Source organism: Salinisphaera sp. T5B8 (assembly GCF_040361255.1).
In the GTDB taxonomy this organism is placed as follows: Bacteria; Pseudomonadota; Gammaproteobacteria; order Nevskiales; family Salinisphaeraceae; genus Salinisphaera.
In genome coordinates this window covers 131933-157994 of the sequence record NZ_APNG01000010.1, presented here as the reverse complement: position 1 = coordinate 157994, position 26062 = coordinate 131933, and the positions used below count along the sequence as shown (strand labels likewise).

The 26062-nt window shown below is 61.8% G+C and carries 23 protein-coding genes and 2 tRNA genes; 13 read left to right on the top strand and 12 right to left on the bottom strand.

What is annotated here, in order from left to right; translation table 11 throughout:
• Positions 1-31: 31 nt before the first annotated feature.
• The 4 genes from thrS to uvrB form a co-directional block, all read right to left on the bottom strand.
• Positions 32-1939 (bottom strand): threonine--tRNA ligase, encoded by a 1908-nt coding sequence (gene thrS, locus T5B8_RS10875; RefSeq protein WP_353178658.1) that lies wholly within the window; start codon positions 1937-1939, stop codon positions 32-34.
• Positions 1940-2290: 351 nt separating this feature from the next.
• A tRNA-Val gene (locus T5B8_RS10870) sits at positions 2291-2367 on the bottom strand.
• 351 nt (positions 2368-2718) lie between these two features.
• Entirely contained in the window at positions 2719-3261 is a 543-nt protein-coding gene (locus T5B8_RS10865) for an AAA family ATPase (RefSeq protein WP_353178656.1), read from the bottom strand.
• Between the two features lie 27 nt (positions 3262-3288).
• Positions 3289-5310: an excinuclease ABC subunit UvrB gene (gene uvrB, locus T5B8_RS10860; protein WP_353178654.1), complete on the bottom strand. Its 2022-nt coding sequence runs from the start codon at positions 5308-5310 to the stop codon at positions 3289-3291.
• A gap of 224 nt (positions 5311-5534) precedes the next feature.
• Here uvrB and T5B8_RS10855 point away from each other — a divergent pair.
• The 13 genes from T5B8_RS10855 (at position 5535) to T5B8_RS10795 (ending at position 15904) form a co-directional block, all read left to right on the top strand.
• Positions 5535-5610: transfer RNA gene (locus T5B8_RS10855), tRNA-Asn, on the top strand.
• A 383-nt stretch (positions 5611-5993) separates the two neighbouring features.
• Positions 5994-7415: a cytochrome-c oxidase, cbb3-type subunit I gene (gene ccoN / locus T5B8_RS10850; protein ID WP_353178652.1), complete on the top strand. Its 1422-nt coding sequence runs from the start codon at positions 5994-5996 to the stop codon at positions 7413-7415.
• 19 nt (positions 7416-7434) lie between these two features.
• Positions 7435-8052 (top strand): cytochrome-c oxidase, cbb3-type subunit II, encoded by a 618-nt coding sequence (gene ccoO, locus T5B8_RS10845; RefSeq protein ID WP_353178650.1) that lies wholly within the window; start codon positions 7435-7437, stop codon positions 8050-8052.
• A gap of 1 nt (position 8053) precedes the next feature.
• Entirely contained in the window at positions 8054-8224 is a 171-nt protein-coding gene (locus T5B8_RS10840; RefSeq protein WP_006915435.1) for a cbb3-type cytochrome oxidase subunit 3, read from the top strand.
• Positions 8221-9153: a cytochrome-c oxidase, cbb3-type subunit III gene (ccoP, locus tag T5B8_RS10835; RefSeq protein WP_353178648.1), complete on the top strand. Its 933-nt coding sequence runs from the start codon at positions 8221-8223 to the stop codon at positions 9151-9153. Before T5B8_RS10840 ends, ccoP begins: the two co-directional genes overlap by 4 nt.
• 7 nt (positions 9154-9160) lie before the next feature.
• Entirely contained in the window at positions 9161-9460 is a 300-nt protein-coding gene (locus T5B8_RS10830) for a hypothetical protein (protein WP_353178646.1), read from the top strand.
• Positions 9457-10887: a cytochrome c oxidase accessory protein CcoG gene (gene ccoG / locus T5B8_RS10825; RefSeq protein WP_353178645.1), complete on the top strand. Its 1431-nt coding sequence runs from the start codon at positions 9457-9459 to the stop codon at positions 10885-10887. Before T5B8_RS10830 ends, ccoG begins: the two co-directional genes overlap by 4 nt.
• Before the next feature lie 5 nt (positions 10888-10892).
• Complete coding sequence (locus tag T5B8_RS10820) at positions 10893-11399, top strand: FixH family protein (protein WP_353160202.1); 507 nt, start codon at positions 10893-10895, stop codon at positions 11397-11399.
• A 3-nt stretch (positions 11400-11402) separates the two neighbouring features.
• Positions 11403-13868: a heavy metal translocating P-type ATPase gene (locus T5B8_RS10815; protein WP_353178643.1), complete on the top strand. Its 2466-nt coding sequence runs from the start codon at positions 11403-11405 to the stop codon at positions 13866-13868.
• Positions 13865-14113 carry a cbb3-type cytochrome oxidase assembly protein CcoS gene (gene ccoS, locus T5B8_RS10810; protein ID WP_353178641.1) on the top strand — a complete coding sequence of 83 codons (249 nt, stop codon included), beginning with the start codon at positions 13865-13867 and terminating at the stop codon, positions 14111-14113. The genes T5B8_RS10815 and ccoS overlap by 4 nt, the downstream gene beginning before the upstream one ends.
• Positions 14110-14844 carry a sulfite exporter TauE/SafE family protein gene (locus T5B8_RS10805; protein ID WP_353178639.1) on the top strand — a complete coding sequence of 245 codons (735 nt, stop codon included), beginning with the start codon at positions 14110-14112 and terminating at the stop codon, positions 14842-14844. The genes ccoS and T5B8_RS10805 overlap by 4 nt, the downstream gene beginning before the upstream one ends.
• Before the next feature lie 64 nt (positions 14845-14908).
• Complete coding sequence (gene azu, locus T5B8_RS10800; protein ID WP_353178638.1) at positions 14909-15370, top strand: azurin; 462 nt, start codon at positions 14909-14911, stop codon at positions 15368-15370.
• Between the two features lie 66 nt (positions 15371-15436).
• Positions 15437-15904: a DUF3565 domain-containing protein gene (locus T5B8_RS10795; RefSeq protein WP_353178637.1), complete on the top strand. Its 468-nt coding sequence runs from the start codon at positions 15437-15439 to the stop codon at positions 15902-15904.
• Between the two features lie 69 nt (positions 15905-15973).
• On the opposite strand, the gene nirK is transcribed toward T5B8_RS10795, so the two are convergent.
• The 8 genes from nirK to T5B8_RS10755 form a co-directional block, all read right to left on the bottom strand.
• Positions 15974-17347: a copper-containing nitrite reductase gene (gene nirK / locus T5B8_RS10790; protein ID WP_353178635.1), complete on the bottom strand. Its 1374-nt coding sequence runs from the start codon at positions 17345-17347 to the stop codon at positions 15974-15976.
• A gap of 123 nt (positions 17348-17470) precedes the next feature.
• Positions 17471-19450 carry a nitric oxide reductase activation protein NorD gene (locus T5B8_RS10785; RefSeq protein WP_353178633.1) on the bottom strand — a complete coding sequence of 660 codons (1980 nt, stop codon included), beginning with the start codon at positions 19448-19450 and terminating at the stop codon, positions 17471-17473.
• Between the two features lie 15 nt (positions 19451-19465).
• Entirely contained in the window at positions 19466-20254 is a 789-nt protein-coding gene (locus T5B8_RS10780) for a CbbQ/NirQ/NorQ/GpvN family protein (protein WP_353178631.1), read from the bottom strand.
• An 8-nt stretch (positions 20255-20262) separates the two neighbouring features.
• Positions 20263-21633 (bottom strand): cbb3-type cytochrome c oxidase subunit I, encoded by a 1371-nt coding sequence (locus T5B8_RS10775; protein WP_353178629.1) that lies wholly within the window; start codon positions 21631-21633, stop codon positions 20263-20265.
• An 11-nt stretch (positions 21634-21644) separates the two neighbouring features.
• Positions 21645-22472, bottom strand: a complete 828-nt coding sequence (locus T5B8_RS10770; protein WP_353178627.1) for a c-type cytochrome — start codon at positions 22470-22472, stop codon at positions 21645-21647.
• 583 nt (positions 22473-23055) lie between these two features.
• The gene (locus T5B8_RS10765; protein ID WP_353178625.1) at positions 23056-23451 is read right to left on the bottom strand and encodes a SirB2 family protein; all 396 of its coding nucleotides are present in this window, start codon (positions 23449-23451) and stop codon (positions 23056-23058) included.
• A 12-nt stretch (positions 23452-23463) separates the two neighbouring features.
• Complete coding sequence (locus T5B8_RS10760) at positions 23464-24687, bottom strand: NnrS family protein (RefSeq protein ID WP_353178624.1); 1224 nt, start codon at positions 24685-24687, stop codon at positions 23464-23466.
• A 138-nt stretch (positions 24688-24825) separates the two neighbouring features.
• Positions 24826-26004, bottom strand: coding sequence for an acetyl-CoA C-acetyltransferase (locus T5B8_RS10755; protein WP_353178622.1), 1179 nt, complete (start codon positions 26002-26004; stop codon positions 24826-24828).
• Between the last annotated feature and the right edge of the window lie 58 nt (positions 26005-26062).

Genomic DNA, 26062 nt, shown 5'->3' with positions numbered 1-26062 from the left:
AGATGATAACGCGCACGCCAGCCTCATAAGGCTAATTTCTGGCCTTGATGCGTTCATTGGCCAGGGCCAGGAACGCATCGACGCTCATACTGCCGAGATCCTCGCCTTCACGGGTTCGAACCGCGACGGCGTTCGACTCGACTTCGCGATCGCCGACCACCAGAAGATAGGGCACGCGCTGCATCGTATGTTCACGAATCTTGTAGCCGATCTTTTCGTTTCGCAAGTCCGTATCCACACGTAGCCCCGCGTCACGAAGCTGCGTGGCCGTGTCTTCGACAAACCCGGCCTGGGCGTCGGTAATATTGAGCAATACCGCCTGCGAAGGCGACAGCCACAACGGCATGGAACCCGCATAGTGCTCGATCAGAATGCCGATGAAGCGCTCCAACGAGCCCAGGATGGCACGGTGAATCATCACCGGCACCTGACGATCGCCGTTCTCGTCGACGTATTCGGCACCCAGGCGCTCGGGCATGGAGAAATCCAGCTGCGCGGTCCCCAGCTGCCACACGCGATTTAGACAGTCGCGCAGGGAAAACTCGATCTTGGGTCCGTAGAAGGCGCCCTCGCCCGGTTGCAGCTCGAAGTCGAGACCCTTGTCTTCCAGACACTTTTGCAAGGCGGCTTCGGACTTGTCCCAGACGGCATCGGAACCGACACGTTTTTCCGGCCGAGTCGAGAGCTTGATGAGCACCTCTTCGAAGCCGAAGTCGCGATAGACCGCGTACAACAGGTCGATGAACGTACCAACCTCGGCGCCAATCTGGGCTTCGGTACAGAAGATATGCGCATCGTCCTGGGTAAACCCGCGCACCCGCATCAGGCCGTGCAGCGTGCCCGAGGGCTCGTTGCGATGACAGGAGCCGAATTCCGCCAGGCGCAGCGGCAAATCGCGATAGCTCTTCAACCCGCGATTGTAGATCTGCACATGGGCGGGACAGTTCATCGGCTTGACCGCGAACTGCCGCTCCTCGGAACCGGTAATGAACATGTCCTCGATGAACTTTTCCGCGTGGCCGGATTTTTCCCACAGCGACAGATCAATAAGCGAGGGCGTATGCACCTCGCGATAGCCCTGGCGGCTCAGCCGGGCACGGATGTAATCGGTGATCTGCAGATAAATCTGCCAGCCACGATCGTGCCAGAACACCATACCCGGGGCTTCTTCCTGGATATGGAACAGATCCTGGCGCCGGCCGATCAGGCGATGATCGCGCTTCTTGGCCTCCTCGATATGGGCGAGATAGGCCTTGAGATCCTTCTTGTTCGCCCAGGCGGTACCGTAGATACGGGTCAGCATCTCGTTGTCGGCATCGCCACGCCAGTAGGCGCCGGCCAGACTGGTCAGCTTGAACGCACGCAAATGCCGCGAATTCGGCACGTGCGGGCCGACACACATGTCGGTGTAGTCTTCATGGTGGTACAAGGCAATGGTTTCGCCCTCGGGGATGCCGTGCACGATCTCCTGTTTATAGGGCTCGTTGCGGGCGGCAAACGTGGCCAAGGCTTGTTCGCGGGTGACCACTTCGCGGATCACGTCGTGATCGCGCTCGGCCAGTTCATGCATCCGCGCCTCGATCTTTTCCAGATCTTCCGGCGTGAGGGTGCGGTCGATGGCGATATCGTAATAAAAACCGTCTTCGATGACCGGGCCGATCGCCATCTGTACGTTCGGATACAGGGTCTTGAGCGCCTGCCCGAGCAGATGCGCACAGGAGTGACGGATGATATCGAGCCCTTCGCGATCGCGCGCAGTGATCAGCGCGACCTCGGCGTCGTGATCGATTTCAACACAGGCGTCGGCGAGGCGGCCGTCGATTCGGGCGGCGAGCGTGGCCTTGGCCAGACCCGCACCAATGGACTCGGCGACCTGCATGCCGGTCACCGGATGATCGAAGTGCTTGACGGAACCGTCGGGCAAAGAGATAGCGGGCATGGCATTCCTTTGTCAGTGGCGGCCCATACCAGAGGCCGCGTGCATGTCACTCGCCGGACAGCGAATGCGCGAAACAAAAAAGCCGCGGGCGGGAAAACCCGGCTGCGGCTTCTTCAGGCTTCCGACTGTCGATCACCGTGGCATCGAACCACGGCACGACAACAGAGATAAACAAACTGGTAAGCGCGAGTGGATTCGATAACCGCGCGAAGCGAGGTAACGCGACCGAAGGGAGTCCGCAGGATCGGCTTCGTCAAGAAGCCGACAACCCCGACCCGTAGGGTCGGTGGTGAGAATCCCGTCGATCGCCGTGATATCGAACCACGGCACGACCGCCAGATATCAACAAACTGGTAGGCGCGAGTGGATTCGAACCACCGACCTCTACCATGTCAAGGTAGCGCTCTAACCAACTGAGCTACGCGCCTGTCGAGGTGCGAAACAATACCGGCGCCAGCGGGCCGAGGCAACCCTTTACCGAAACATTTTTGTGCCGCGGGACGATCGCTTACGTCCGACTACCCTCGCAGAACGACACCGCGTCAGCCGTAAGCGCGCCGAGTTCACACCCGCCGTCCCGGCGCAGCACGGGCTCGGCGCGCTGTGCCAGCCATGCCTCATGCCGGGCTAGGGAAGCTCTGCACAACCTGTCACGGTCGCGCCGGCGTGCTTTGCGCGCGATTGGCTAGGAAGTGAGAGCGTGGCGTGCTCGTTGCACGGTAGCAAACACTGACGCCGATCAAGCGCGCGCAAAGCCCCGGCCCCGAAGGGGTTCGGCCTCACAGACGCCGCGGCTGCGTTGCCGAGCTTGACCTGCCAATGAGGCAGGCGCTGCGCTCGGACGTCTTGTCGCACCGTCTGTGAGGACTCGAACGCGAGCCGCGAGAGGTTGCGCAGAGCTTCCCTGGCGAGCGTCCCGGGCGCTGGCCCGCATCGTAACCGGCGGCCCATGCGAGAAAACCCGGCCTGGCTGCGCCGTAGCGCTGGCGTTCGCGCGCTTGCAGACGGGCCATGCGCGTGGTCGGGTCGGTATGAATGAAGATGATGCGACCAAAGGCCTTTTCGACGGCGTCGCCCCACCCCATCACCGACCCCGCCACCACGGCACGCTCCGTCTTTCCCAGCGTCTTGAGCAAACGCTCGGCGCGCTCTGATGCGCCGTATTTGTACTGGAAAGGCGGATCACTGGGCTGCCAGTAATAATCGTCTGCCTCGACCCAAGCCACCGCCAGATGCGCGGCGAGTGCCTCGGCGAGCGTACTGGTACCTGAGCCCGGACCGCCGGTGACGAGCACATGCCCTTGCCTGGCTTCGGCAGCCACGAATGCCTCGCCCGCCGCAGTGCTCGATCAGCCGGCTTTGGCCGGCAGCTCGAAAGCGTGCTCGCGCAGCTTGCCGATCCGGTCGCGAATCTCGCCGGCCTGCTCGAATTCCAGGTTTTCGGCGTGCTTGAACATCTGCTTCTCGAGCTTTTCGATTTCCTTGGCCAGCTGGCTCGGGGTCATGCGTGCATAGTCGGCGCCGACTTCGGCCACCTTCTTGCGCTCCTTGACCTCGCTGTATTCCTCGTAGCCGTGGCGCATGACGTCGGCCACCGCCTTCTGAATCGTTTTCGGCGTAATGCCGTGCTCTTCGTTGAAAGCGACCTGCTTGGCACGGCGACGTTCGGTTTCATCCAGGGCTCGCCGCATGGAGCCGGTAATCTGATCGGCATAAAGAATCGCGCGCCCGTCGACGTTGCGTGCCGCCCGGCCGATGGTCTGGATGAGCGAGCGCTCGGCGCGCAGGAAGCCTTCCTTGTCGGCATCCAGAATACCCACCAGCGCGACCTCGGGAATATCCAGGCCCTCACGCAGCAGGTTGATGCCCACCAGCACGTCGAACTCGCCCAGGCGTAGATCGCGAATGATCTCGCTGCGTTCGACGGTATCGATATCCGAGTGCAGATAACGCACCGCGACACCCGCCTCGTGCAGGTATTCGGTCAGATCCTCGGCCATGCGCTTGGTCAGCGTGGTGACCAGAACGCGCTGGTTCTTGGCCGTGACTTCCTTGATCTCGGAGAGCAGATCGTCCACCTGATTGCCGGCCGGGCGGATTTCGACCTCGGGGTCCACCAGGCCGGTGGGGCGCACGACCTGTTCCACGGTGTTGTCGGCATGCTCGGTTTCGTAGTTGCCCGGCGTGGCCGATACATAAATCATCTGTGGCGCTACGCGCTCGAATTCCTCGAACTTGAGCGGACGGTTATCGAGCGCCGAGGGCAGCCGAAAGCCGTATTCCACGAGCGTTTCCTTGCGTGCCCGGTCGCCCTTGTACATGCCGCCGATCTGCGGAACGGTCACATGCGACTCGTCGAGCACCATGATGGCGTCGTCGGGCAGATAATCGAGCAGACACGGCGGCGGCTCACCCGGCGCACGGCCCGACAGATAACGCGAGTAGTTCTCGATACCCGAACAGAAGCCGATTTCGTTGATCATCTCCAGATCGAAGAGCGTGCGCTGTTCGATACGCTGGGCTTCGAGCAGCTTGCCCTGGGACTCGAACTGCTTGACCCGCTCCTTCATCTCAGCCTTGATCGAATCCATCGCCCCGACCATGCGCTCGCGCGGGGTGACGTAATGGGTCTTCGGATAAATCGTCAGCCGCGGCACTTTCCGGTTGACCGTGCCGGTAAGCGGATCGAAATACGACAGGCGTTCGACCTCATCATCGAACAGCTCGATGCGCACGGCCTCATCGTCGGCCTCGGCCGGAAACACATCGATGATTTCGCCGCGCACGCGATAGCAGCCGCGCTCCAGCGCCACGTCGTTGCGCTTGTACTGCAGCTCGGTCAGGCGCTTGACGATATCGCGCTGGCCGATGCGATCGCCCTGATCGAGATGCAGTACCATCGAGAAATAGGCCTTCGGATCACCCAGGCCGTAGATCGCCGAAACCGAGGCCACGATGATGGTATCGCGACGTTCCATCAGCGCCTTGGTCGCCGACAGGCGCATCTGTTCGATATGCTCGTTGACCGACGAATCCTTCTCGATAAAGGTATCCGAGGCCGGCACATACGCTTCCGGCTGGTAATAGTCGTAGTACGACACGAAGTACTCGACCGCATTATCCGGAAAGAACTCGCGCATTTCGCCGTACAGCTGGGCGGCCAACGTCTTGTTGGGGGCCATTATCAGCATGGGTCGGCCGGCCTGCATGGCGACATTCGCCATGGTGAAGGTCTTGCCCGAACCGGTTACGCCCAGCAGCACCTGGTGCGCAAGCCCGTCTTCCAGTCCTTCCAGAAGCCCCGCGATCGCCGTGGGCTGGTCACCGGCCGGCGCCCAGTCTGCCTTGAGTTTGAAACTGCTTTCGCTCATGAATATCCACAATTGGCACGATTGGCCTGAAAACAAGCCTCGTGCGAGACGGGTCCGGCTCCTTCGAGTGCCTACGCGAAGACATTCATACTGGAGGCACGGCCTACCACCTGGCCGCACGCACTTCGACCGATAAAAATTTGCGATTCGTGCTTGCCAAATCCATGGCTGTCCCCTAGCATACGCGGCCTTCGCTACAGAGCGAACACAAGCGGATATCCGATTCCCCGGTAGCTCAGTTGGTAGAGCGGGTGACTGTTAATCACTAGGTCGGCGGTTCGAGCCCGTCCCGGGGAGCCATTCCCATTCGGATAGTCCATGCAGGCCGGCTCATGCCGGCTTTTTTGTGCGCGGCTTCCTGGCCCGCCGCGCCACCATATCGCCTGCGACAAACCCCATACCTTATTAATAACGAGCCGTCTCGGCGTTGCGGACCTTGCAGATCGCGACAATGCGCTGGCCCCGCCTGCGTTCGCGCGATCGAGCGCATACTTGCGCGCCGCAACAACCCGGCGAGACGACGATCTCCTTCAGCGTCCGGTCATATTTGATTTAGATCAATTCGCTCACCCTGGCTGAGGGCTAGCATCTGCGCGTCGCCGTACCCCGGTTCGCTGAGAGTATTATTCGAAATCACAGCGAAAACCGGGGGTTGTCTGGTCTTGCAACCGCTGGAACGATCGATGGACGCTACCCCGCGCTATAACGAAAAGGTGGTGCGCCAGTTCACGCTGGTCACCGTGTTTTGGGGGATTATCGGGATGGCTGTGGGGGTGTTGATCGCCGCCCAACTGCTCTTCCCTTCCCTTAATTTTGATGTCCCATGGCTGACATACAGCCGTTTACGACCACTGCATACGAATGCGGTGATCTTCGCATTTGGCGGCTCAGGGCTGTTTGCGACTTCTTATTACGTCGTACAACGAACCTGCCACACCGGACTGTTCGGCGATCGCTTCAAGCTCGCCGCGTTCACGTTCTGGGGCTGGCAGGCGGTGATCGTCGGCGCGGTCATCACGCTTCCGCTGGGGCTGACCCAGAGCAAGGAATATGCCGAACTGATCTGGCCGCTGGATATCCTGATCGCGGTGGTCTGGGTGGTCTACGCGATCGTATTCTTCGGCACCATCGTCAAGCGCAAGGCCAAGCACATTTATGTCGCCAACTGGTTCTTCGGCGCCTATGTGTTGACCGTCGCTCTGCTGCATATCATCAACAGCATCCAGATTCCGACATCGTGGACGCACTCCTACCCGGTCTATTCGGGTGCGGTCGACGCGATGGTGCAGTGGTGGTACGGGCATAACGCCGTCGGTTTCTTCCTGACCGCGGGCTTCCTGGGCATGATGTATTACTTCGTGCCCAAGCAGGCCGAGCGCCCGATCTACTCCTACCGTTTGTCGGTCGTGCACTTCTGGGCGCTGATCTCGATCTACATGTGGGCCGGCCCGCATCACCTGCACTACACGTCGTTGCCGGAATGGGCACAATCGCTGGGCATGGCGTTCTCGCTGATCCTGCTGGCGCCGTCCTGGGGCGGCATGATCAACGGCATCATGACGCTCTCGGGCGCATGGCATAAGCTGCGCGACGATCCGATCATCCGCTTCCTGATCGTGTCGCTGTCGTTCTACGGCATGGCGACCTTCGAAGGTCCGATGATGTCGATCAAGACCGTGAACGCGCTGTCGCACTACACGGACTGGACCATCGGCCATGTCCATGCCGGCGCGCTCGGCTGGGTTGCCTTCATCACGATCGGCTCGCTGTATGCGTTGATCCCGCGCCTGTATGGCAAGACGCAGATGTATAGCGTCAAGGCCATCAGTCTGCATTTCTGGGTCGCGACCATCGGCGTAGTGCTCTATATCGCCGCGATGTGGATTTCGGGCGTGATGCAGGGCTTGATGTGGCGTGCCAGCAACCCGGACGGGACGCTGACCTACAGCTTCATTCAGGCGCTGCAGGCGACCTACCCCTACTACGCAGTGCGTTTGCTGGGCGGCATTCTGTTCCTGGCCGGCATGGTGATCATGGCCTGGAACACCTGGCGCACGATTTCTGGCCCGCGACCGGTCGCACAGACCGCCGCAGCCACGGCTTAATTCAGGGAGATCCGTTCACATGGCATCGCATGAAGTAGTCGAGAAGAACATCGGTCTGATGGCCATTCTCATCGTCATCGTCGTGAGTATCGGCGGGCTGGTGGAAATCGTGCCGCTGTTCTTCTCTGCATCGACAACCGAACCCGCCGAAGGCATCGAGCCTTACGGCGCGCTCGAACTGGCCGGCCGCGATATCTACGTGCGTGAGGGTTGCTACAACTGTCACTCGCAGATGATTCGCCCCTTCCGGGCCGAGACCGAGCGTTATGGCCACTATTCCGTGGCTGGCGAGTTCGTCTACGACCGGCCGTTCCAGTGGGGCTCCAAGCGTACGGGGCCGGACCTTGCACGTATCGGTGAGCGCTATAGCGACGAATGGCATCGGGCCCATCTGATGAACCCGCGTGACGTCGTGCCGCAGTCGAACATGCCAGCTTTTCCGTGGCTTGCCGATAACGAGGTCGACCCGGAAACGGTGGTAACCCGCATGCGCGTCCAGAAAGACTGGTTGAACGTGCCCTACACCGACGCCCAGCTCGACGAAGCAACGGCCAAGCTCGAAGGAAAGACCGAGATGCAGGCGCTCATCGCTTATCTGCAGCACCTGGGCACCGATTTCTCGGCGCAGGAGAAATAGCATGACCGTCGGCACATTGATGGGAATCGTCACGCTGGTCTTTTTCGTGATGTTCCTGGGAATCGTCGTGTGGGCCTATAGCAGCCGCCGTCGTGCGGACTTCGATGAAGCCTCGCGTCTACCTCTTAACGATATTGGCGATGACCGCCAGCACGGGGAGCGTCGGTCATGAATAATTTCTGGAGTCTGTTCATCATCGTTCTGGCGCTGGCGAATATCGCCGGTTGCTGGCTGCTGATTCGCTGGACCGCCAAGCCGCGGGCCGGCGAGGCATCGGCGGAGGAAACCACCGGCCATGTCTGGGACGGTGACCTGACCGAGTACAACAAGCCGATGCCGCGCTGGTGGCTGTGGCTGTTCTACCTGACCATCATCTTCGCGCTGGGTTATCTGGTGCTCTACCCGGGGCTGGGCAAGTTCGCCGGCGTGCTCGGCTGGAGCCAGTACGATGCCTACGAACAAGAGGTCGCTGCCGCCGAAGAGCGGGTGGCGCCGTTATATGCCGAATACGCGGCAACGCCGATCCCGCAACTCGCCGAGAACGGCGACGCCATGGACACCGGCCGCCGCCTGTTCGCCAATAACTGCGCTGTGTGTCACGGCTCGGACGCACGTGGTGCCACCGGTTATCCGAACCTGACCGACAACGACTGGCTCTACGGTGGTTCACCGGAAAATATCGAACGCACGATCCTGGGTGGGCGCAACGGTATGATGCCGGGCTGGAAGCCGGTACTCGGCGAAGACGGTGTCAAGGAAGTGGCGGCCTACGTATACCAGCTCAACGGCCGTACGCCGGAAAACCCGGATCTCGTCGAGGCGGGCAAGGAACGCTTCGCTGCGACCTGCGTGGGCTGTCACGGCATGGATGGCACCGGCAATCAGGCGATCGGCGCCCCCAATCTCACCGACGAGACCTGGCTACACGGCGGTTCGATCGAAAACATCCGCGATATCGTGGCCAACGGTCGAAGCAACCAGATGCCGGCACATGCCGACCTGCTCGGTGAGGATCGAGTGCACGTGCTCGCGGCTTATGTCTACAGCCTGTCGCACCCGAACGGCGCTGCGGCCACGCCGGACGCCAGCGAAAGCCAATAGGGATGCCATGAAGAATACGACGTACTACAAGCGTGACACCCGCCGCCGTATACACGTGTGGGGGGCGACACTCTGGCCGGCGTTTCTTGTCGCCGGCATCGGTTCGATCGTCTTCTTCGCCAACATCGATCCGGCAACGCTGCGTATGCAGACGTTGCCGGATATCCAGCTCAACCGTGAAGCCGGTTATGCCATCGGCTTTCTGATGTTCTGGGCAATCGGCGTAGCCTCCAGCGTGCTCACCACGCTGCTGCTACGGCGTCCGCGCACGCCACGCCCCGACCCCACGCCACGTGATACGAAATGACTAGTCGCCAGCAGACGCATCGCAGCCACCGTAAAGGCGCATCGGCCGAAGCCGCGCCGGTACAGCCCATCAGCATGTACCAGTCGCGTGCGAAGACCTATCCGCGCGAAATCAACGGCTTCTACCAGCGTCTGCGCACGATTGCGGTCTTCGTACTGCTGGGCCTGTTCTATCTGTTGCCGTGGATCTCCTGGAACGGACGCCAAGCCGTCCTGTTCGATCTGCCAGCACGCCAGTTCCATATCCTTGGCCTGACGTTCTGGCCCCAGGATTTCATTTACCTGACCCTGCTGCTCGTAATCTGCGCGTTGGGTCTATTCTTCGTGACCGCCGTGGTCGGCCGCGTGTGGTGCGGCTATGCCTGCCCCCAGACGGTCTGGACCGAAGTGTTCCTCTGGGTCGAAAGCAAGATCGAAGGCGACCGCATGCGCCGTATCAAGCTCGACCGCGGCCCCTGGAATGCCAACAAGATATGGCGCAAGACCGCCAAACACACGATCTGGGTAGTGCTCGGGTTATGGACGGGGTTTACCTTCGTCGGCTTTTTCACGCCCATTACCGATCTGGGCGCACGTTTTCTCACCCTGGACGTGGGTGGCTGGGAAGTTTTCTGGACGCTGTTCTATGGTTTCGCGACCTGGGGCAACGCGGGCTTTCTGCGTGAAAACGTATGTCTTTACATGTGCCCGTACGCACGCTTTCAGAGCGCGATGTTCGATCGCGACACCTATACGGTGTCCTACGATCCGAATCGCGGCGAACCCCGCGGTCCACGCAAGCGCGGCGCCGAGCCGAGCGCGCTTGGACTGGGCGACTGTATCGACTGCACCATGTGCGTCCAAGTCTGCCCCACCGGTATCGATATCCGCGACGGCCTGCAATACGAGTGCATCAACTGCGGTGCTTGTGCCGACGCCTGCGATACCGTTATGGATCGCATGAACTATCCGCGCGGACTCATTCGCTATACCAGCGAAAACGCACTCGAAGGCAAGCGCTCCTCGCTGCTTCGCCCGCGCGTGCTCATCTATGCCGCCCTGCTGGTCGTGCTGGCCGCAGCGTTCGTGCTCGGCATCGGAATGCGCAGCTCGCTGCGTATGGATATCCTGCCCGACCGTAACGCGCTGTATCGGGTCATCGACGATACCCATGTCGAAAACGTCTACGGAATCAAGCTCATGAACATGAGCCAGGAGCCTCGTGTATTCCGTGTGGAAGTCGCAAACAATAACGCATATTCCATCGAGACCGACCCGGAACGCGTCCGTGTCGCGCCCGGCGAAGTCCGCAACCTGCCGGCGCGTGTTAGCGTCGACAGCCGCAAAGTCCAAGGCGGCGGCCACGACATCGTGCTGCGCGCCTACAGTGTCGATGGCAGCACATCGGTGACCGAGACAACCCGCTTTCATATGCCGATCAACCGGTGAATACCATGTCGATGACGCAAACCGTTCGCCCCTGGTATCGCCACGTCTGGCCCTGGGCCCTGATGGCGCCCCCGGCCGCGTCGGTGGTGTTCTGGGCGGTCATCATCACCACCATGGCCGGCCCGCCGGATTTGGTGGTAGAAGACTATGCCAAGGTAGGCCTGACCTACACCGAAGATCAGAGCGCACGCCACGCAGCCGAACGCCTGGGCATCAGCGCAAATGCGCATGTCGATCGCGATTCGGGCGCTGTCAGCGTTCGCGTGGACGGCTTCGACTCGGCGCCTGAAACGCTTAGGCTGGCCCTGGTGCACGCCACGCAGGCCACCGCTGATCATGTCATCGAGCTAAAGCGCAACAGCGCCGGGATCTATCGCGGCAGCACCCCAACGCGCATCGTCGGCGCACGTGAATTGCGGTTGTCTCCCGCCGATGGCTCGTGGACTATCACCGGGCGCCTGATCGGCCCACAGGCGAGCGTCGCGCTCGCGCCCCGCGCACGGAACAAATAACCCATGAGCGACGCGGCTGGCCAGTGCTATCACTGTGGCGAAGCGTTGCCAAAGGGGCCGGTACGACGCGTGATGATCGCCGGCGTCGAACAACCCATGTGTTGTGCCGGCTGTGAAGCGGTCGCCCGTCTGATCGATGAAGGCGGGTTGGGCGAGTTTTATCGTTTTCGTAGCGAATACGCGCCCACGCCCGACGCCCAGCTAGCCGCGCACGACGATGAATGGAACGCCTACGATCGCGACAGCGTTCTCGAAAGCTACGTACGCGAGGTTAGCGACGCCACGTACGAAGCCGTTCTCCTGCTGGAAAACATCACCTGCGCGGCCTGCAGCTGGTTAATCGAGCGCGTACTCATAGATGACGACGGCGTTGACCATATTCAGGTCAACCCCGCAACCGGCCGCGCGATCCTGCGCTGGCGTGCAGACGAAACCGCCCTGTCCACCCTCCTGCGTCGTATCGCCCATCTGGGCTACCGGCCACACCTGCTCGGCGCCGATCAAGCCGTCCCGATGTTCACCCGCGAGCGGCGTGCCGCTCTCAAGCGTTTGATCGTGGCGGGCCTGGGCATGATGCAGGTGATGATGTATGCGGTTGCCCTCTATGCCGGGGCGATCTACGACGATATGGATGCCGACATCGCGCTGTTCCTGCGCGGCGTGAGTTTGCTCGTGGCCACCCCCGTATTGTTGTATTCGGGCACCCCCTTTCTACGCGGTGCCTGGCGCGACCTGCGCGCACGTCGGCCTGGGATGGATGTGCCGGTGAGTCTGGCGATCGGCGGTGCCTATGTCGCGAGCGTCTACCACTTCTTTACCGGCGGCGAGATCTATTTCGACTCGGTCACGATGTTCGTGTTCTTCCTCACCACGGCACGTTTTCTCGAAATGAGTTCGCGTCATCGCGCCGCGCTGGCGACCGGCGATAGCGCACGCGCCCTGCCAGCCACCGCCCGCCGTATCACCACGCACGGCGAGACCGAAACGGTCGCTCTTGCAGAATTGAGTGCCGGCGATCACGTGCGCGTACCTGCAGGCACGATCGTACCCGGCGACGGCCGAATCATCGCCGGGGAAAGCACATTCGACGAATCGCTTCTGTCCGGCGAGTTCATGCCGGCGGCCCACGGTACCGCCGAAAACGCGATCGCAGGCAGCCTCAACCTGACGTCGAGCGTCGACATCGAAATCGAGCGTGTCGGCCAGAACACCCTGGTCGCCGGCATCGTCCGTTTGCTCGAACGCGCCCAGAGCGAACGCCCGCGTTTGGCCCTGCTCGCCGACCGGATCGCTGGCATATTCGTCTCGGCCGTACTCGTACTGGCCACCGTAACCGGCTTCTATTGGTGGCAGGTCGCGCCGGAACAAACTCTGCCGATCGTACTCGCCGTGCTTGTCGTGACGTGCCCTTGCGCCTTGTCGCTTGCCACACCGACCGCGTTTGTTGCCGGCACGGCCTCGCTGGCACGCCGCGGGCTGCTCGTGGCCCGCGCCGGCTCGCTACAGACGCTGGCCAACGCAGATCACCTGATTCTCGACAAGACCGGCACGCTCACCCAAGCGCGCCTGGGTATCGAACGCGTCGAATGCCTAACGACGGATTACAATGCCGACACATGCCGACGAATGGCCGCCGCGCTACAGGCGCATTCGGCCCATCCGATCGCTCAGGCATTCCGCGACGATGCCGACGACAGCCTGACAGCGACCGACGTACGCGAGCATGCCGGCCAGGGAATCGAAGGCAACCTGGCGGGCCACCATCTGCGGCTGGGGCAACCGGCCTGGCTGGGCGTGAGCGAAGACGCGACGGATGGCGGCACACCGGTCGTGCTGGAAATCGACACCCGCCCCGTCGCCCGATTCGTGCTCGAGGATACGCCACGGCCGCAGGTACAGGCGTCCCTGGCCGCGCTGCGCGAACTCGGCCTGACGCTGGAAATCGCCAGCGGCGACAGCCCCGGCGCGGTCGAAGCAATGGCCAAGCGCATGGGGATCGACGACTGGCGCGCACGTATGACGCCGGAAGACAAGCTCGCCCGACTGCGCACACTGCAAAGCGAAGGCAAACGCGTTGTGATGGTGGGCGACGGCATCAATGACGCACCCGTGCTGGGCGGGGCCGATGTGTCCGTGGCCATGGGCAGCGGCTCCGTACTCGCTCAGGCGAAGGCGGACATGCTGCTCACGCGCGCACAGCTCGCCGATCTCGCGTCCGGCGTGCGCATGGCGCGTCGTACGATGCGCGTCATCCATCAGAACCTTGCCTGGGCCGCCTGTTACAACCTCGTCGCCCTGCCATTGGCCGCCGGCGGTCTTGTCCAACCCTGGATGGCGGCGTTGGGCATGTCGGCCAGCTCACTGCTGGTCGTCGCCAACGCGGCCCGTCTGGCGCGTGCCGATCATTATGAGCCGGTGCTTACAGGCGCGTCGCTCGCTCCGGCGTCGACGCCCGCGGTGTCGACATGACCATCGTACTCGTGCTGTTGCCATTGACGTTGCTGCTGGTCGGCGTTGCCGTCTGGGCTTTTTTCTGGGCGGTGGGCGACGGCCAATTCGACGATATGGATAGTCCCGCGTATCGCATTCTGCTCGATGACGACGACTGGCCTCACGCGCCCGAAGAGCACAAGCGTCCCCCGAATGCCCGCGCTGATGCCGACGACGCGCGGGAACAGAACGAGGACCGACACTCGGCGGAGCCACCCCCGTGAACGCAGACGGACTGACGTTCGCGGCCGCCCTGATTGCCGGCCTGGTCGGTAGTTCGCACTGTATAGCCATGTGCGGCGGCATCGCGATCACCTTCGGCGCACAAAGCCGACGTCGTCCCATCGTATCGGCGTTGCTCTACAACACCGGCCGTATCACGAGCTATGCGATTGCCGGCGCGCTGGCCGGTGGCCTTGGCGTCGGCCTCGGCCAGCTGCTCGATCCCCAGCTGTTGATCGTGATTCTGCGAGCCGTAGCCGGCGCGATGCTTGTCGCGATCGGTCTCCAGATCGCGTTGAACTGGCGCTTGCTGCGGCCGATCGAGAATCTCGGCTTCCGCCTGTGGCATCGCATTTCACCAGCCGCCCGCTCCTTGATCGGCCGGCGGGGCGCACTACCGGCCTTGCTGCTGGGCGGCCTGTGGGGCTGGCTACCCTGCGGACTCGTCTATTCGATTCTCGTGGCCGCCACCTTCAGCGGCGGCAGCCTGCAAGGCGCGGGGCTGATGCTGGCCTTCGGGCTGGGCACGGCACCGGCCCTCATTGCCACCGGCACGGCGGCCTCGCGCCTGCAACGGCTTACGCGTCGGCCAACGTTCCGACGTGCTGGCGGTGCATTCGTTGTTCTGCTCGGTTTGCTAACCGCCCTCATGCCCTGGCTAATGCATCACGCCCCCGAAGGGGGATATCTCAACATGTTCGGCCTGTGCGGGCCGGACGGAACCATACTCTAAGCCTACGTTCGGCGCGTATTCGCGCCGGCACAACCCGTTCCCCAACCTGTAAAAGGAAACGACAATGATGAAGAAACTTCTGGCTGCAAGCGCGCTGACCGCGGTCGGTGCCGTATTCATGGCCGGCCCGGCGGCTGCTGCCGATAGCTGCGAGCTGTCGATCAGCGGTAACGACCAGATGCAGTTCAACAAATCCGAACTCGTGGTCCCCGCCGACTGCGACGAAGTCACCCTCACCCTTGAGCATACCGGCAAGATGCCCGTGGCCCAGATGGGTCACAACTGGGTGCTGTCCAAGGAAGCCGACAAGCAGGCCATCACATCCGAAGGCATGCAGGCCGGCCTGGACAACGAATATCTGCCCGACGACGACAAGATCATCGCCCATACCGATCTGATCGGCGGCGGTGAGAGCTCGAGCGTGACCTTCAAGACCGCGGATCTTGAAGCCGGTGGCGACTACAGCTACTACTGCACCTTCCCGGGCCACAGCTCGATGATGCACGGCAAGCTGATCGTCAAGTAAGCGAGCTGCGATCATCGCATTGGGGCCACGCGGCGGTTGTCGCGTGGCCTTTTTTATGGAGATCGAATGCAGCGCAATATTCTCGGTTTTGGCCGCGACGATGAAGGCGACTGGGCTGCGCGGCTGGCCTGTGGCCATAACCGACACGTTCGTCACCGCCCGCCGTTCATAAACCGGCCCTGGGTCGTACACGCGGCCGGGCGCGCCTCCTGGTTGGGTCGATCGTTCGATTGCCTGCGCTGCGACCGTCTGGAATGGCCCGCTCGGATACTCGAACATTGCCCGCCGGACCACGAGTTCGCGCTCGCACCGGACGACGCCCACAACGGCATACTGCCCTATAACGGCGCGCCACACGGCTACTGGCAAGAAATCGAGATCGAGGCTGGCTCCGCATTGCTTCATATCCCGACCCTGGGCGTCGAACAATCGCTCGGCCCGGGGGCAAACACCGCCATACCACCGGCGCTGGCGTTCCGTCTACAAGCGCTCGTGGCGGTACGCGGGCATATTCGCTCGTACCGACTGATCTGAACGCGCCTTGTAACGAAAAAAAAGCCGGCGCGATAAGCGCCGGCTTTGTTGCTTGGAGCAAACGTGTGCTCAACCACCGCCCGGATTGTAGATTTCCGGTACGTCCTCGCCTTCGACTTTCAGAAAGCCAGCCAGTCCTCGCTCCATGCGGCTCAGCGCATGGTCGACAAGCACATACTTGCCAGGCACTTCCAGTTCGAAGTCGACGATCGTGGCACCGCCCGGCGGTACGCTGATGGTCTGAACATGCTCAGCCGGTGCACTGGTCGTGCCACCCCATGCATAGGCCTTGTCGAACATCTCACCAATGACGTGGAATGAGGATGTCGCATTCGGACCGCCGACACCGAAGTAGATGCGCACGGTTTCACCGACCTTCGCGGTCAGCGGGTGCTGATCGGTCAGGGCGCCGACGGCACCGTTGAATACATAGTATTCCGGTTTTTCATCAAGCAACTTGCGCACATCGAACGATAGCTCGCCATGCTGGCCATAAGCCTGCGTGGTGTAGATCTCGCCCTGCATCACATAGAACTCGTGGTCGACTGGCGGCAGCCCGCCTTCCGGTTCGACCAGAATCATGCCGTACATCCCGTTAGCAATGTGATGCGCCACCATCGGCGTCGCACAGTGGTAAACATACAGACCGGGTTTGATGGCCTTGAACGACAGACTTTTCTCGGCGCCCGGCGGTACCTGAAGTACGGTCGCGCCACCACCCGGGCCCGTGACCGCGTGAAAATCCACCGAATGGATCATCGTGCTGTCCTTGGCGTTGCTGAGCGTCAGGTCGACGGTATCGCCCTCTCGCACACGCAGCAGCGGGCCGGGCACCTGACCGTCGAATGTCCAGTAACGGTAGCTCGTGCCGTCCGCAAGCCGCGCCTGCTTTTCCACCGTCTGCATCTCGACGCTCACGGTCTTGGGACCGCGTTCGCCGATCGGGTCGGGCACATCGGCCGGGTCGCGGCTGATATCGTCGACCGTGCCGGTTTCATCACTGGCTTGGCTGTCGCCGATGATCAGCTTGCCTTCCATGCCAGCCGCGCGATGGCCGGGGATGGTGCAGAAGTAGGCGAATTCGCCCACTTCACTGGCACGGAATACGAATACCGAACTCGAATCCCGGCCCACCACTTGATCCGACTTCACATTCAGCTCGGGAATGGCGACATCGTGCATCGCTCCGTCGCCATTTATCAGCGTCAGCTGTACGACCGCGCCTTCCGGTACCTTGATCTGCGGATTGATACGGCCATCGATCTTGCCGCCCACGCCCTGAAAGTACATACCCTCTTCGCCGATGCCCGTCTTCAGGGTGATCGAGACATCCGGCTTCAATCCAACGCCATCGGCGATATTCGTTTGTGATGCCGTCGCTACGGACATGAAGCCCCCTAGCAGCAACACCCCCAATACACTGATCCAACGCCTCATTTTCATAGGAGCTCTCCCTGGCTACCCGTTATCGATAACGCGAGGATAGGTAGCGCAAGGCAAGCGAGCTTTGATATCGATCAAGACCGAACCGAACTTTCCGGTAACGGTTGTAACCTGCGCTTTCGGTCACTCGAGCATTCGGCGCAGAACATGTACGAGCCGGTATGCCAGGTGCGCCGGATTGCGCAATACGGTGTAGCCGTCGACACCGAATACCGCGGGCATATAGCCGGGCGCCTGACGGTCGACAGTGATGCAGAAGGTCTGGATATCATCGCTGCGCGCCTCGCGCACGGCCTGGCGGGTATCTTCGACGCCGTAGCGGCCTTCGTAACCATCTGCATCGTTGGGCTTGCCGTCCGAGATGACCAGCAGAAGACGTTTACGCTCTTTGCGACGCGCGAGCAGCGCTGTTGCGTGGCGGATCGCAGGCCCCGTACGGGTAAAGCGCTGCGGGGCCAGCGCCGCGATACGTCGCCGTGCTGGTTCGCTTTCGCGATCATCGAAACCGCGTACGCGATCGACACAGACCTGCGAGGCGGTTTCGCCGGAGAACACGTATATGGCGTGGGCATCGCCGAGCGCCTTCAATGCCTCGGAAACAACGAGCAGCGCCTCTTTCTCGACGTCGATGATGCGCCAGTGCGCATCGACCCACGCATCGGTGGAGCCGCTGATATCCACCAATAACATGATCGCCACATCTCTACGCGCGGCGATTGAACGCTGATAGACATGGTCGTCCGCTGTAGCGCCGGCACGGCGCTCGGCGTATGCCATGACCAGGGCATCGATATCCACGAGCTCGCCGTCCGGCTGGCGTCTTTGCCATTGCCGCTGCGCCCGCAGCTTCTGGAATTGGCGCCGTACATCGGCTAATAGCGCCCGACGACGGCGCATGAGCGCAGTCGCCCACTCCGTATCCCCGAGCTCGACGGCCTTGCTGTGTACGATGGCGGCGTTTTCACGGTAGCGACCGGCGCGATAATCCCATTCCGGATACGGCGTGCCCCCGCTACGACGGCGCTGTGCCGAAGCGGGTTTTTTTACCGGCGCCGCCGATTCGTCGGCGAGCAGGATCTCACGTACCGGATCGGGACTTGTCACCTGGCGGGCGCGGGGCAATTCAGCCACGGATTCCGAAAGTGCTTCGGGTTCGCTTTCATCGTCATTATCCGCGGGCCGGCGAAGTCCTTGCGGATCTTCGGCGTGCTCGTGGGGATCGTCGGTCTGAATCATCCATGGCCCGGGCGACGTATCGTCTTCGTCGTCCTCGCGGCCACGAATTTCCGGTGTTCGCTCGAGCGTTGCCACCCGCTCGGTACCTGCCGGTGCGCACGCGCCATGATCTCCAAGTTGCGTCGACCCATTCGATGCAGGCAGCACACGGCCCCACCACCAATCGCGCGGCAGCGGACTGTATTCGGCACCTGAGGTATCCAGTCGTGCTGCGTCGTCGAGCGCACGCGACCACGAATCCGAGGCGTGCGTACTCGCGCCGGCCTCGTCCCATTGCCTGCGCTCCTGCGCCTGCGAACGCCATGTCTCCAGCCGCTGTTGTACCGCGGACCGATAACGCAGGCCACGGCGTTGTTCCATGGCACAGGCATGCAGCAAATCCAGATCGCGTACCGTGCCGGGCAGAGTGGTTCGCAGTGTCAGGTCCGCGGCGGCGGCTTCGTAGAGGCAGAACAGGTCGTGCTGCAAGGCTGTAGCGCGTGGCAGGGTCCAGTCGCCGAGGCGACGCGCTCGAATCGCCTGATGCAACGCCATCACCCGATACAGTCGTTGCGTGCGCGCGCCATAACCACTGAGCCGCGGCGGCAGATAGATCGCGCATCCATCCGTGCCGGGCAACGCGCGCGTGTCGACATGGGCGCGCGGCAAACGCCGTACGACGCGCTCGATGAGTCTCGGCGGCGACGGCGGCTGCGCCACGCGTATCGGCAACTCGGGCACGAACAGGCTTTCAAGCAACAGCGCGAGACGGCGCTGATGGGATGCGAGAAGTTCAACAGCCGGGACATCAGCCTGGCCAGGCAGCGGGCGCAGCCGGTTGACCAGCCACTGCGCTGCGTCGATGAGTACGCCTTCCGGTTCTGCCATGGCCCGGGTCGCCGCCTAAACGAGCGCGACGTCGACCAGGTCGGCGAGCGCTCCGGCGACTTCCGGATCGTCGGTCAGAGGCGCGATCAGCGCTACGCGGCAAGCTGCTCGGGGCTCGATTCCGCACGCGATCAGGCGGGCTGTAGCCACGAGCAGCCGCGTACTGGGTACTTCGGCCAGGCCGCGATCCTCGAGCCGGCGCATGCGCCCGGCCAGCTCCACAAGACTATGCGCCGTCGACCGCGCCACCTCGGCCTCATGCGCCACGATTTCGGTTTCTCGTTCAAACGCGGGAAAATCGAATTCAAGCGCGACGAAGCGCTGCCGCGTGCTGGGCTTGAAATCCTTGAGCGCGTGCTGATAACCGGGGTTGTACGACACGACCAGCTGAAAACCCGGCGCCGCCACCAACGTCTCACCGGTCTTGTCGATCGGCAGCAGCCGCCGATGATCGGTGAGCGAATGAATGACGACCACCGTGTCCTGGCGTGCCTCGACGATTTCGTCGAGATAACAGATCGCGCCTTCACGCACCGCCCGGGTCAACGGCCCGTCCTGCCAGACCGTGGTATCGCCACGTACCAGAAACCGCCCCACCAGATCGCTTACCGACAGATCATCGTGGCAGGCGACCGTGATCAACGGGCGATTCAACCGCCAGGCCATATGCTCGACAAAGCGCGTTTTGCCGCATCCGGTCGGCCCCTTGAGCATCACCGCCAGTTGCTGGGCATGGCAATGCTCGAAGAGCGCGACCTCTTCAGCCGAACCCGCGTAGTACGGCGCGGGCGTGTCTGCAGCCATCGCCTGACTCATACCGTACCCGGCGCATGGCGTGATGCATTGGCACTGTCATGCGGCGCGGGGACACGAGTCGGCGCAAAGCGGAAGAAGTCGACGATATAGAGTATGACGCCGATGGCAAAGAGTGAACTGGTCGCCACGAGCATAACGAAATGAATCTGTATCTTGAGCTGGGTATCCAGATAGCCCAGGCCCATTACACGCTCCAGATACACCTGCCCGATGCCCGCGGTAGCGAACGACAGCGTCATGCCGAACATGCCCGCGATCTGCAGCCAGAACGCCCAGAAACCGAGGCTCTGTCCTCTTTCGGGATTGTTTTCGGTCAGATACGGCCGCGTGTAGCTGATCATCGCCAATACGATCATCGCGTACGCACCATAGAACGCCGCGTGCCCGTGCATGGCGGTGATCAACGTACCGTGTGTCCATTTATTGATCGACGGCCAGGTATGCGCCAGACCCAGCAAACCGGCGCCGAACAACGTGAATACTGCGCTGCCGATCGTCCAGTGTACAGCCAGCGTATTCGGGTGCGCGGCGCCCGAGCGACGCATGGCCGCATAGGCATAAATGGCCATGCCCACGAGCGCGACCGGCTCGAGCGCGCTGAAAAAGCCGCCGATCGGCAGCCAGTAGCCCGGCACGCCGGTCCAGTAATAATGGTGGGCCGTGCCGAGAATGCCCGCCATGAATACAAGGCCCACGATCACGTACAGCCACTTCTCCATGACTTCGCGATCCGCGCCGGATAGACGCACCAGCAGAAACGCCAGCATCGAACCCTGAATCATCTCCCAGACGCCCTCGACCCACAGGTGGATGGTCCACCAGCGATAGAAGGTCTCGACCGTGTAATTGTCGTAGGGCAACAGCGCTGGCAGATAGAGCAACGCCGCCAATACAAGACCCGCGATCAACACCCCCTCGGTCAGAGTCCAGCGGCCCGCCTTGCGGATCGTCATGAAAATGTTGAAGAAGAACAGCAGCATGACCGCAACGATCACGAGTTTCAGGGGATAGGGCTGTTCGAGCATCTTGATACCCGCGGTCCAGCCCAGCATGTAGCCCACGATCGCCGTCGCGCCCATGAGCGTCCAGGCAATCAGCTGTATATAGGCCAGACGCTCACTATAAAGCTCGGCACGCGACTCCTCGGCCACCACATAGTATGTGCCGCCCATGAAACCGGCCAAGACCCATACGATAAGCAGGTTCGTATGCATCGCCTTGGCGACATCGAACGGAATCAGGCCAATGAGCGGATCCGGGCCGAGATACTTCGCTGCCATGAGTAGCCCCATGACCAGTTGCAGCCCAAACAGGCAAAGGGCAACGGCGAAATACCAGTACGCAACGCGCTGAGAACGAAAACGCATGAAATCTCTCCCTACTTCAGAGTGCTGAGGTAATCGACCAGCGCATCGATCTGATCGCTATCAAGGTCTTTGCCGTAGTTGGTCGGCATGAAGGATGTGCCGTTCGCCGAAAAGCGATCCCCTCCAACGAGATGGGCACTGGGCGCGATAATCGACTCGCGCAGATAGCCCGCAGCCGTGTCCGCGCTACCGGTATAACCGTCATCAACCACGGTCTGACGCGCGCGCTCACCGACACCGGCCAGCGACGGGCCAGCCAGATCCACGCCGGGCGCAATCGAATGACAGCCGCTACAGCCGATGTTGGGCTCACTGAACAGCTGTTCACCGGCAGCGGCCCCCTCGGGCATATCCTGCGAGGGCGTATCGGCGTCCGTTACCCGGGTGCCGTTCGTACCCGGAAAGGTTGCACCGGAAACCAGAATCGGGCGCGGCGGCCATCCCTGGTTGTCGATCTCCGAAACCCAATCCAGAAACGCGATCACGTCGTCGATTTCCTTATCACTCAGCTCAGGGTTCGGCATGATCCGACGATGCCGCTGCTCCGAGTAGAACTTCGATGGATTTGCCAGAAACGCGGCCAAATACGCATGACCGCGCTGCTGGGTTATTTTTGTCAAATCGGGCGCGTAGTAGGCGCCCTCGCCAAGCAGCGTATGACAGTTGATACAGTTGTTGCTGTGCCATACATCCTTGCCGGCGATGACCTGCGCATCCATCTTGTCGACGTTGGTCAGTTCGCCGAATCGCGTATGGCTATGCAGTGTCAGCGCGAGAAATATCAACGAGAAACACGCTGTGCTGATTAGAAAGAACAGCCGACTTTGTCTTTTGGTCATGCAGCCTCCCAAGACCTTTTCACCGCGCCTGACAAAGGAATCTCAAACACCAATGAGATTCCAGTAGCGCACGACTTCAACCCCCGCGTACACGATGGTCGCGAACAAGGCTGCGGCCACGACCAGCCCCAGAGATTTAACGAGTAGAAACCACGGAAGGGTTGTTTGACGCATGACCTGCCCCGGATGAACAAATGTTTTTTGTCGTGCCCGGCTGCAAAAATGCTTTCCGAGCCGCGCCAGATTAATTCAGCCAAGCATGTCGAATCATTGACCTAAATCAAGACTTTTCCTTATTTCGCAAACGCCCGGAAATCGCCCGATTCTTTTTGCTGTCGTTTTATAAATTCGTGGGGCGATCGCCAACCGCCATCGGCTGGCGTAAGCCGACACCGTCGGCACTGCGGCGCTGGTTCGCTTTCGTGCGCGCGCGTCAGCAAGCCAGACGAGCCCGGCTTGGTTCGTCGCTTCTAACGACAACGGCAATCGCTTGCGCGCATGGGTGTGGCCGAGCGTAATGACATCGGCGGCGCCATGGCCGGTGTTCGGTGCGATACCGAACAGACCACGGGCGTGGTTCAGCTCAGGCGAAAAAGCCGTACGGGTTATGGCTGAGCGCCACGCTCACGATATAGGCAAAGACCAGGAGCGCAGCGATACAGGCTGCGCTACGGATCGCTTTCGTCGGCCCGCGCTTGAGCCCGATCGTGCCGAGCACGATATACGCGAGCAGCGCCAGCACCTTGGCACTCAGCCACGGCTGGGCGCCGGGATACTGGCCGAGCAGGACGACCAATCCCAGCGCACTGAGCAGGAGGACGGTATCGACACAGTGTGGCAGCACGCGCACCCAGCGTTGTTCGAGCCTCGCCGGCGCAAACACCATCCAGGCAGCGCGTACGACAAACAACGTCAGCGTCAGCACCACACTGCCGACGTGCAGCGTTTTCAGTACGACATACAAGGCCGCGATCGACACGCCTCGACCCGCTCAGCCCGGCTGCCCGTCGACACGCGGGCTGCAATAAATACGTCCGTAACGGATCGCCCACGGCAATATCGCCTCGAACCAGGCGCCGATGGCGACGAACAGAAACAGCCAGCGCGCATTGCCGGTGGTCGCCTCGGCCATGAGGCGTGCGACTACCGCCAATTGAAGAATCAGAAAACAAAGCACGCTGAGGTTATCCATCTCCAGTTTACGGCCGGAATGACCAAGGCTCACCCGGGTGACCATGGCAAACACCATGCTCGTGGCAAGGCCCATCCCCAGCGCGTGCGTGGGCGCAAGACCCAGTACCGCGCCGTAGCCCGCGAAAAGAGCCAGGCTCTGGATGGCCGACAAGCAAGCCGCGACCGGCAGCCAGGCGAAGGCCATATGCAGCGACCAGAGCAAGGGTACATGCGACGCCGCCCAGCCCCGCCAGCGAATGGCATGCCACGCAGTAACGAAAGCCAGCGGCAGGTCGACCACGAAAAGCCAGGCACCATAGCCGTTGAAGGCCAATACGCCGTGCCCGAGCGAGAGCGCGACGACCAGCGGTGGACTCCAGGGTGGCTGGTAGCGCCGGTAGTTGGCAATCATCGGCTCGGAAAAAAACGGCAGCATACGATGCGCTACCACGAATACGATCGGCCCGACGAAACCCCAAAGCGACAGCGAAGGCATCGCCGCGAATAGCGCCCGTTTATCATCCGCAAGCGCGACCAGCCCGCCGAGCACGCCGATGCACCCCACCGCTGCGACGATGATCGACCAGCGCGCATGCATGAGTGACGCGGCCCGCGCCACAAGAAGACACCGGATGAGTGCGACAAGGCCGAGCGCCCACGCAATACCGGTCAGCGCGAGACCCGCGATCAGAAGGGGCAACCCGAGCAGGGTCCCGGCGACGGTAAGCGCATAACCGACATAAAGAACAGCGGCCATGCTTCGATAGAGCCACGCACTGATCGGCGGCGCAGCCACCCACCGCGGTAGTGCCGTGAGCAGGAAACCAAAGACGAAAAAAGGAAAGACACCCAGGGTCATAAGCCAGGCATGCAGCCAGATCGCCGGTATCGGATAGACGCTCGCCGCACCGGCCCAGCGCATGATCAGAACCGGCGCCCACCAGAGCATGCCCGCAAGCAGTGCGCACAGGCCACCCAGGAAAAACAGTCGATGCGGCGCTCGTATCAGACACCGCATTGCCTCGATTACCGAACCCGGCATCGCGCCCGCTCCACACCCAACAGATGATGTGAACTATGCGGTTCCCGCGCGCTGCGGGCATTGATTGAAATCAATATGTCCGGTGCACGACCCAATCACGCGCAGGCGCAACTCAACGAGTCGGTGTCAGCACATCGCCTAGAGCCGTTCGATGATGGTCACGTTAGCCATGCCGCCGCCTTCACACATCGTTTGCAGCCCGTAGCGCCCTGCGCGGGCCTTGAGCGCATGCACGAGTGTCGTCATGAGCTTGGTACCCGACGCACCCAGGGGATGGCCAAGCGCGATAGCGCCACCATTGACGTTCATTTTCTGCGCATCGGCACCTGTCGACTGCAGCCACGCCAACGGAATGGGCGCGAACGCCTCGTTGACCTCGAACAGATCGATATCATCGATCGTCATGCCGGCACGATCGAGCGCACGATGGGTCGCCGGCAAGGGCGCTTCGAGCATGATCACCGGGTCGTGCCCCATCACGCTCATATGATGAATACGCGCCAACGGCTCGACTCCCAGACGCTTGAGACCGGCTTCGCTGACTACCATGACGCCGCTTGCGCCGTCGCAGATCTGACTGGCGGTCGCCGCCGAGATGCGCCCGTTTTCTGCCAATAGCTTCACGCCGGCTATGGAGTCGAGCGTTGCATCGAAACGTATGCCTTCGTCAACGGTATGCACAATCTGTTCGCCGGACTCCGGATCGAGAACAGACACCGGAAGAATCTCGTCCTCGAAAGCGCCGGTCTGCGTCGCGCGAATCGCACGCTGGTGGCTTTCCAGAGCGAACTCGTCCAGCGCGCCACGCTCGATGCCATATTTCGCAGCGACCATCTCCGCGCCCTCGAACTGACTGAACAGTTCGGTTTGGGGATAGCGTTGGCGAATCCCCGAACTCATATAAATGCCCATATCGGCTTTCTTGGCCAGCGTCAGCGGCGACCCCATCGGCACACGCGTCATGCTTTCCACGCCCCCGGCAATCACAATATCCATCGAACCGGACATAACCGCCTGGGCCGCAAAATGCAGCGCCTGCTGGGACGAGCCACACTGGCGATCCACGCTCGTGCCTGGCACGGACTCGGGCAGGCTCGAGGCGAGAACGGCGTTTCGGGCGACATTGGCCGCCTGTTCGCCCACCTGGCCCACACAGCCCAGAATCACGTCGTCTACCGTCTCGGGCGACGCCTTGGTACGCGCGACCAGACCGTCGATCAGCGTGGCTGCCAGATCGACCGGATGCCAACCCGCCAATCGACCACCGCGGCGGCCGCCGGCAGTACGCAGCGCAGATACGATATAGGCTTCACTCATAAGCAGGGCTCGTGGTTATCTGGTCAAGGGCTCCTGTCTTTGTGCCACTCTGCCGCTA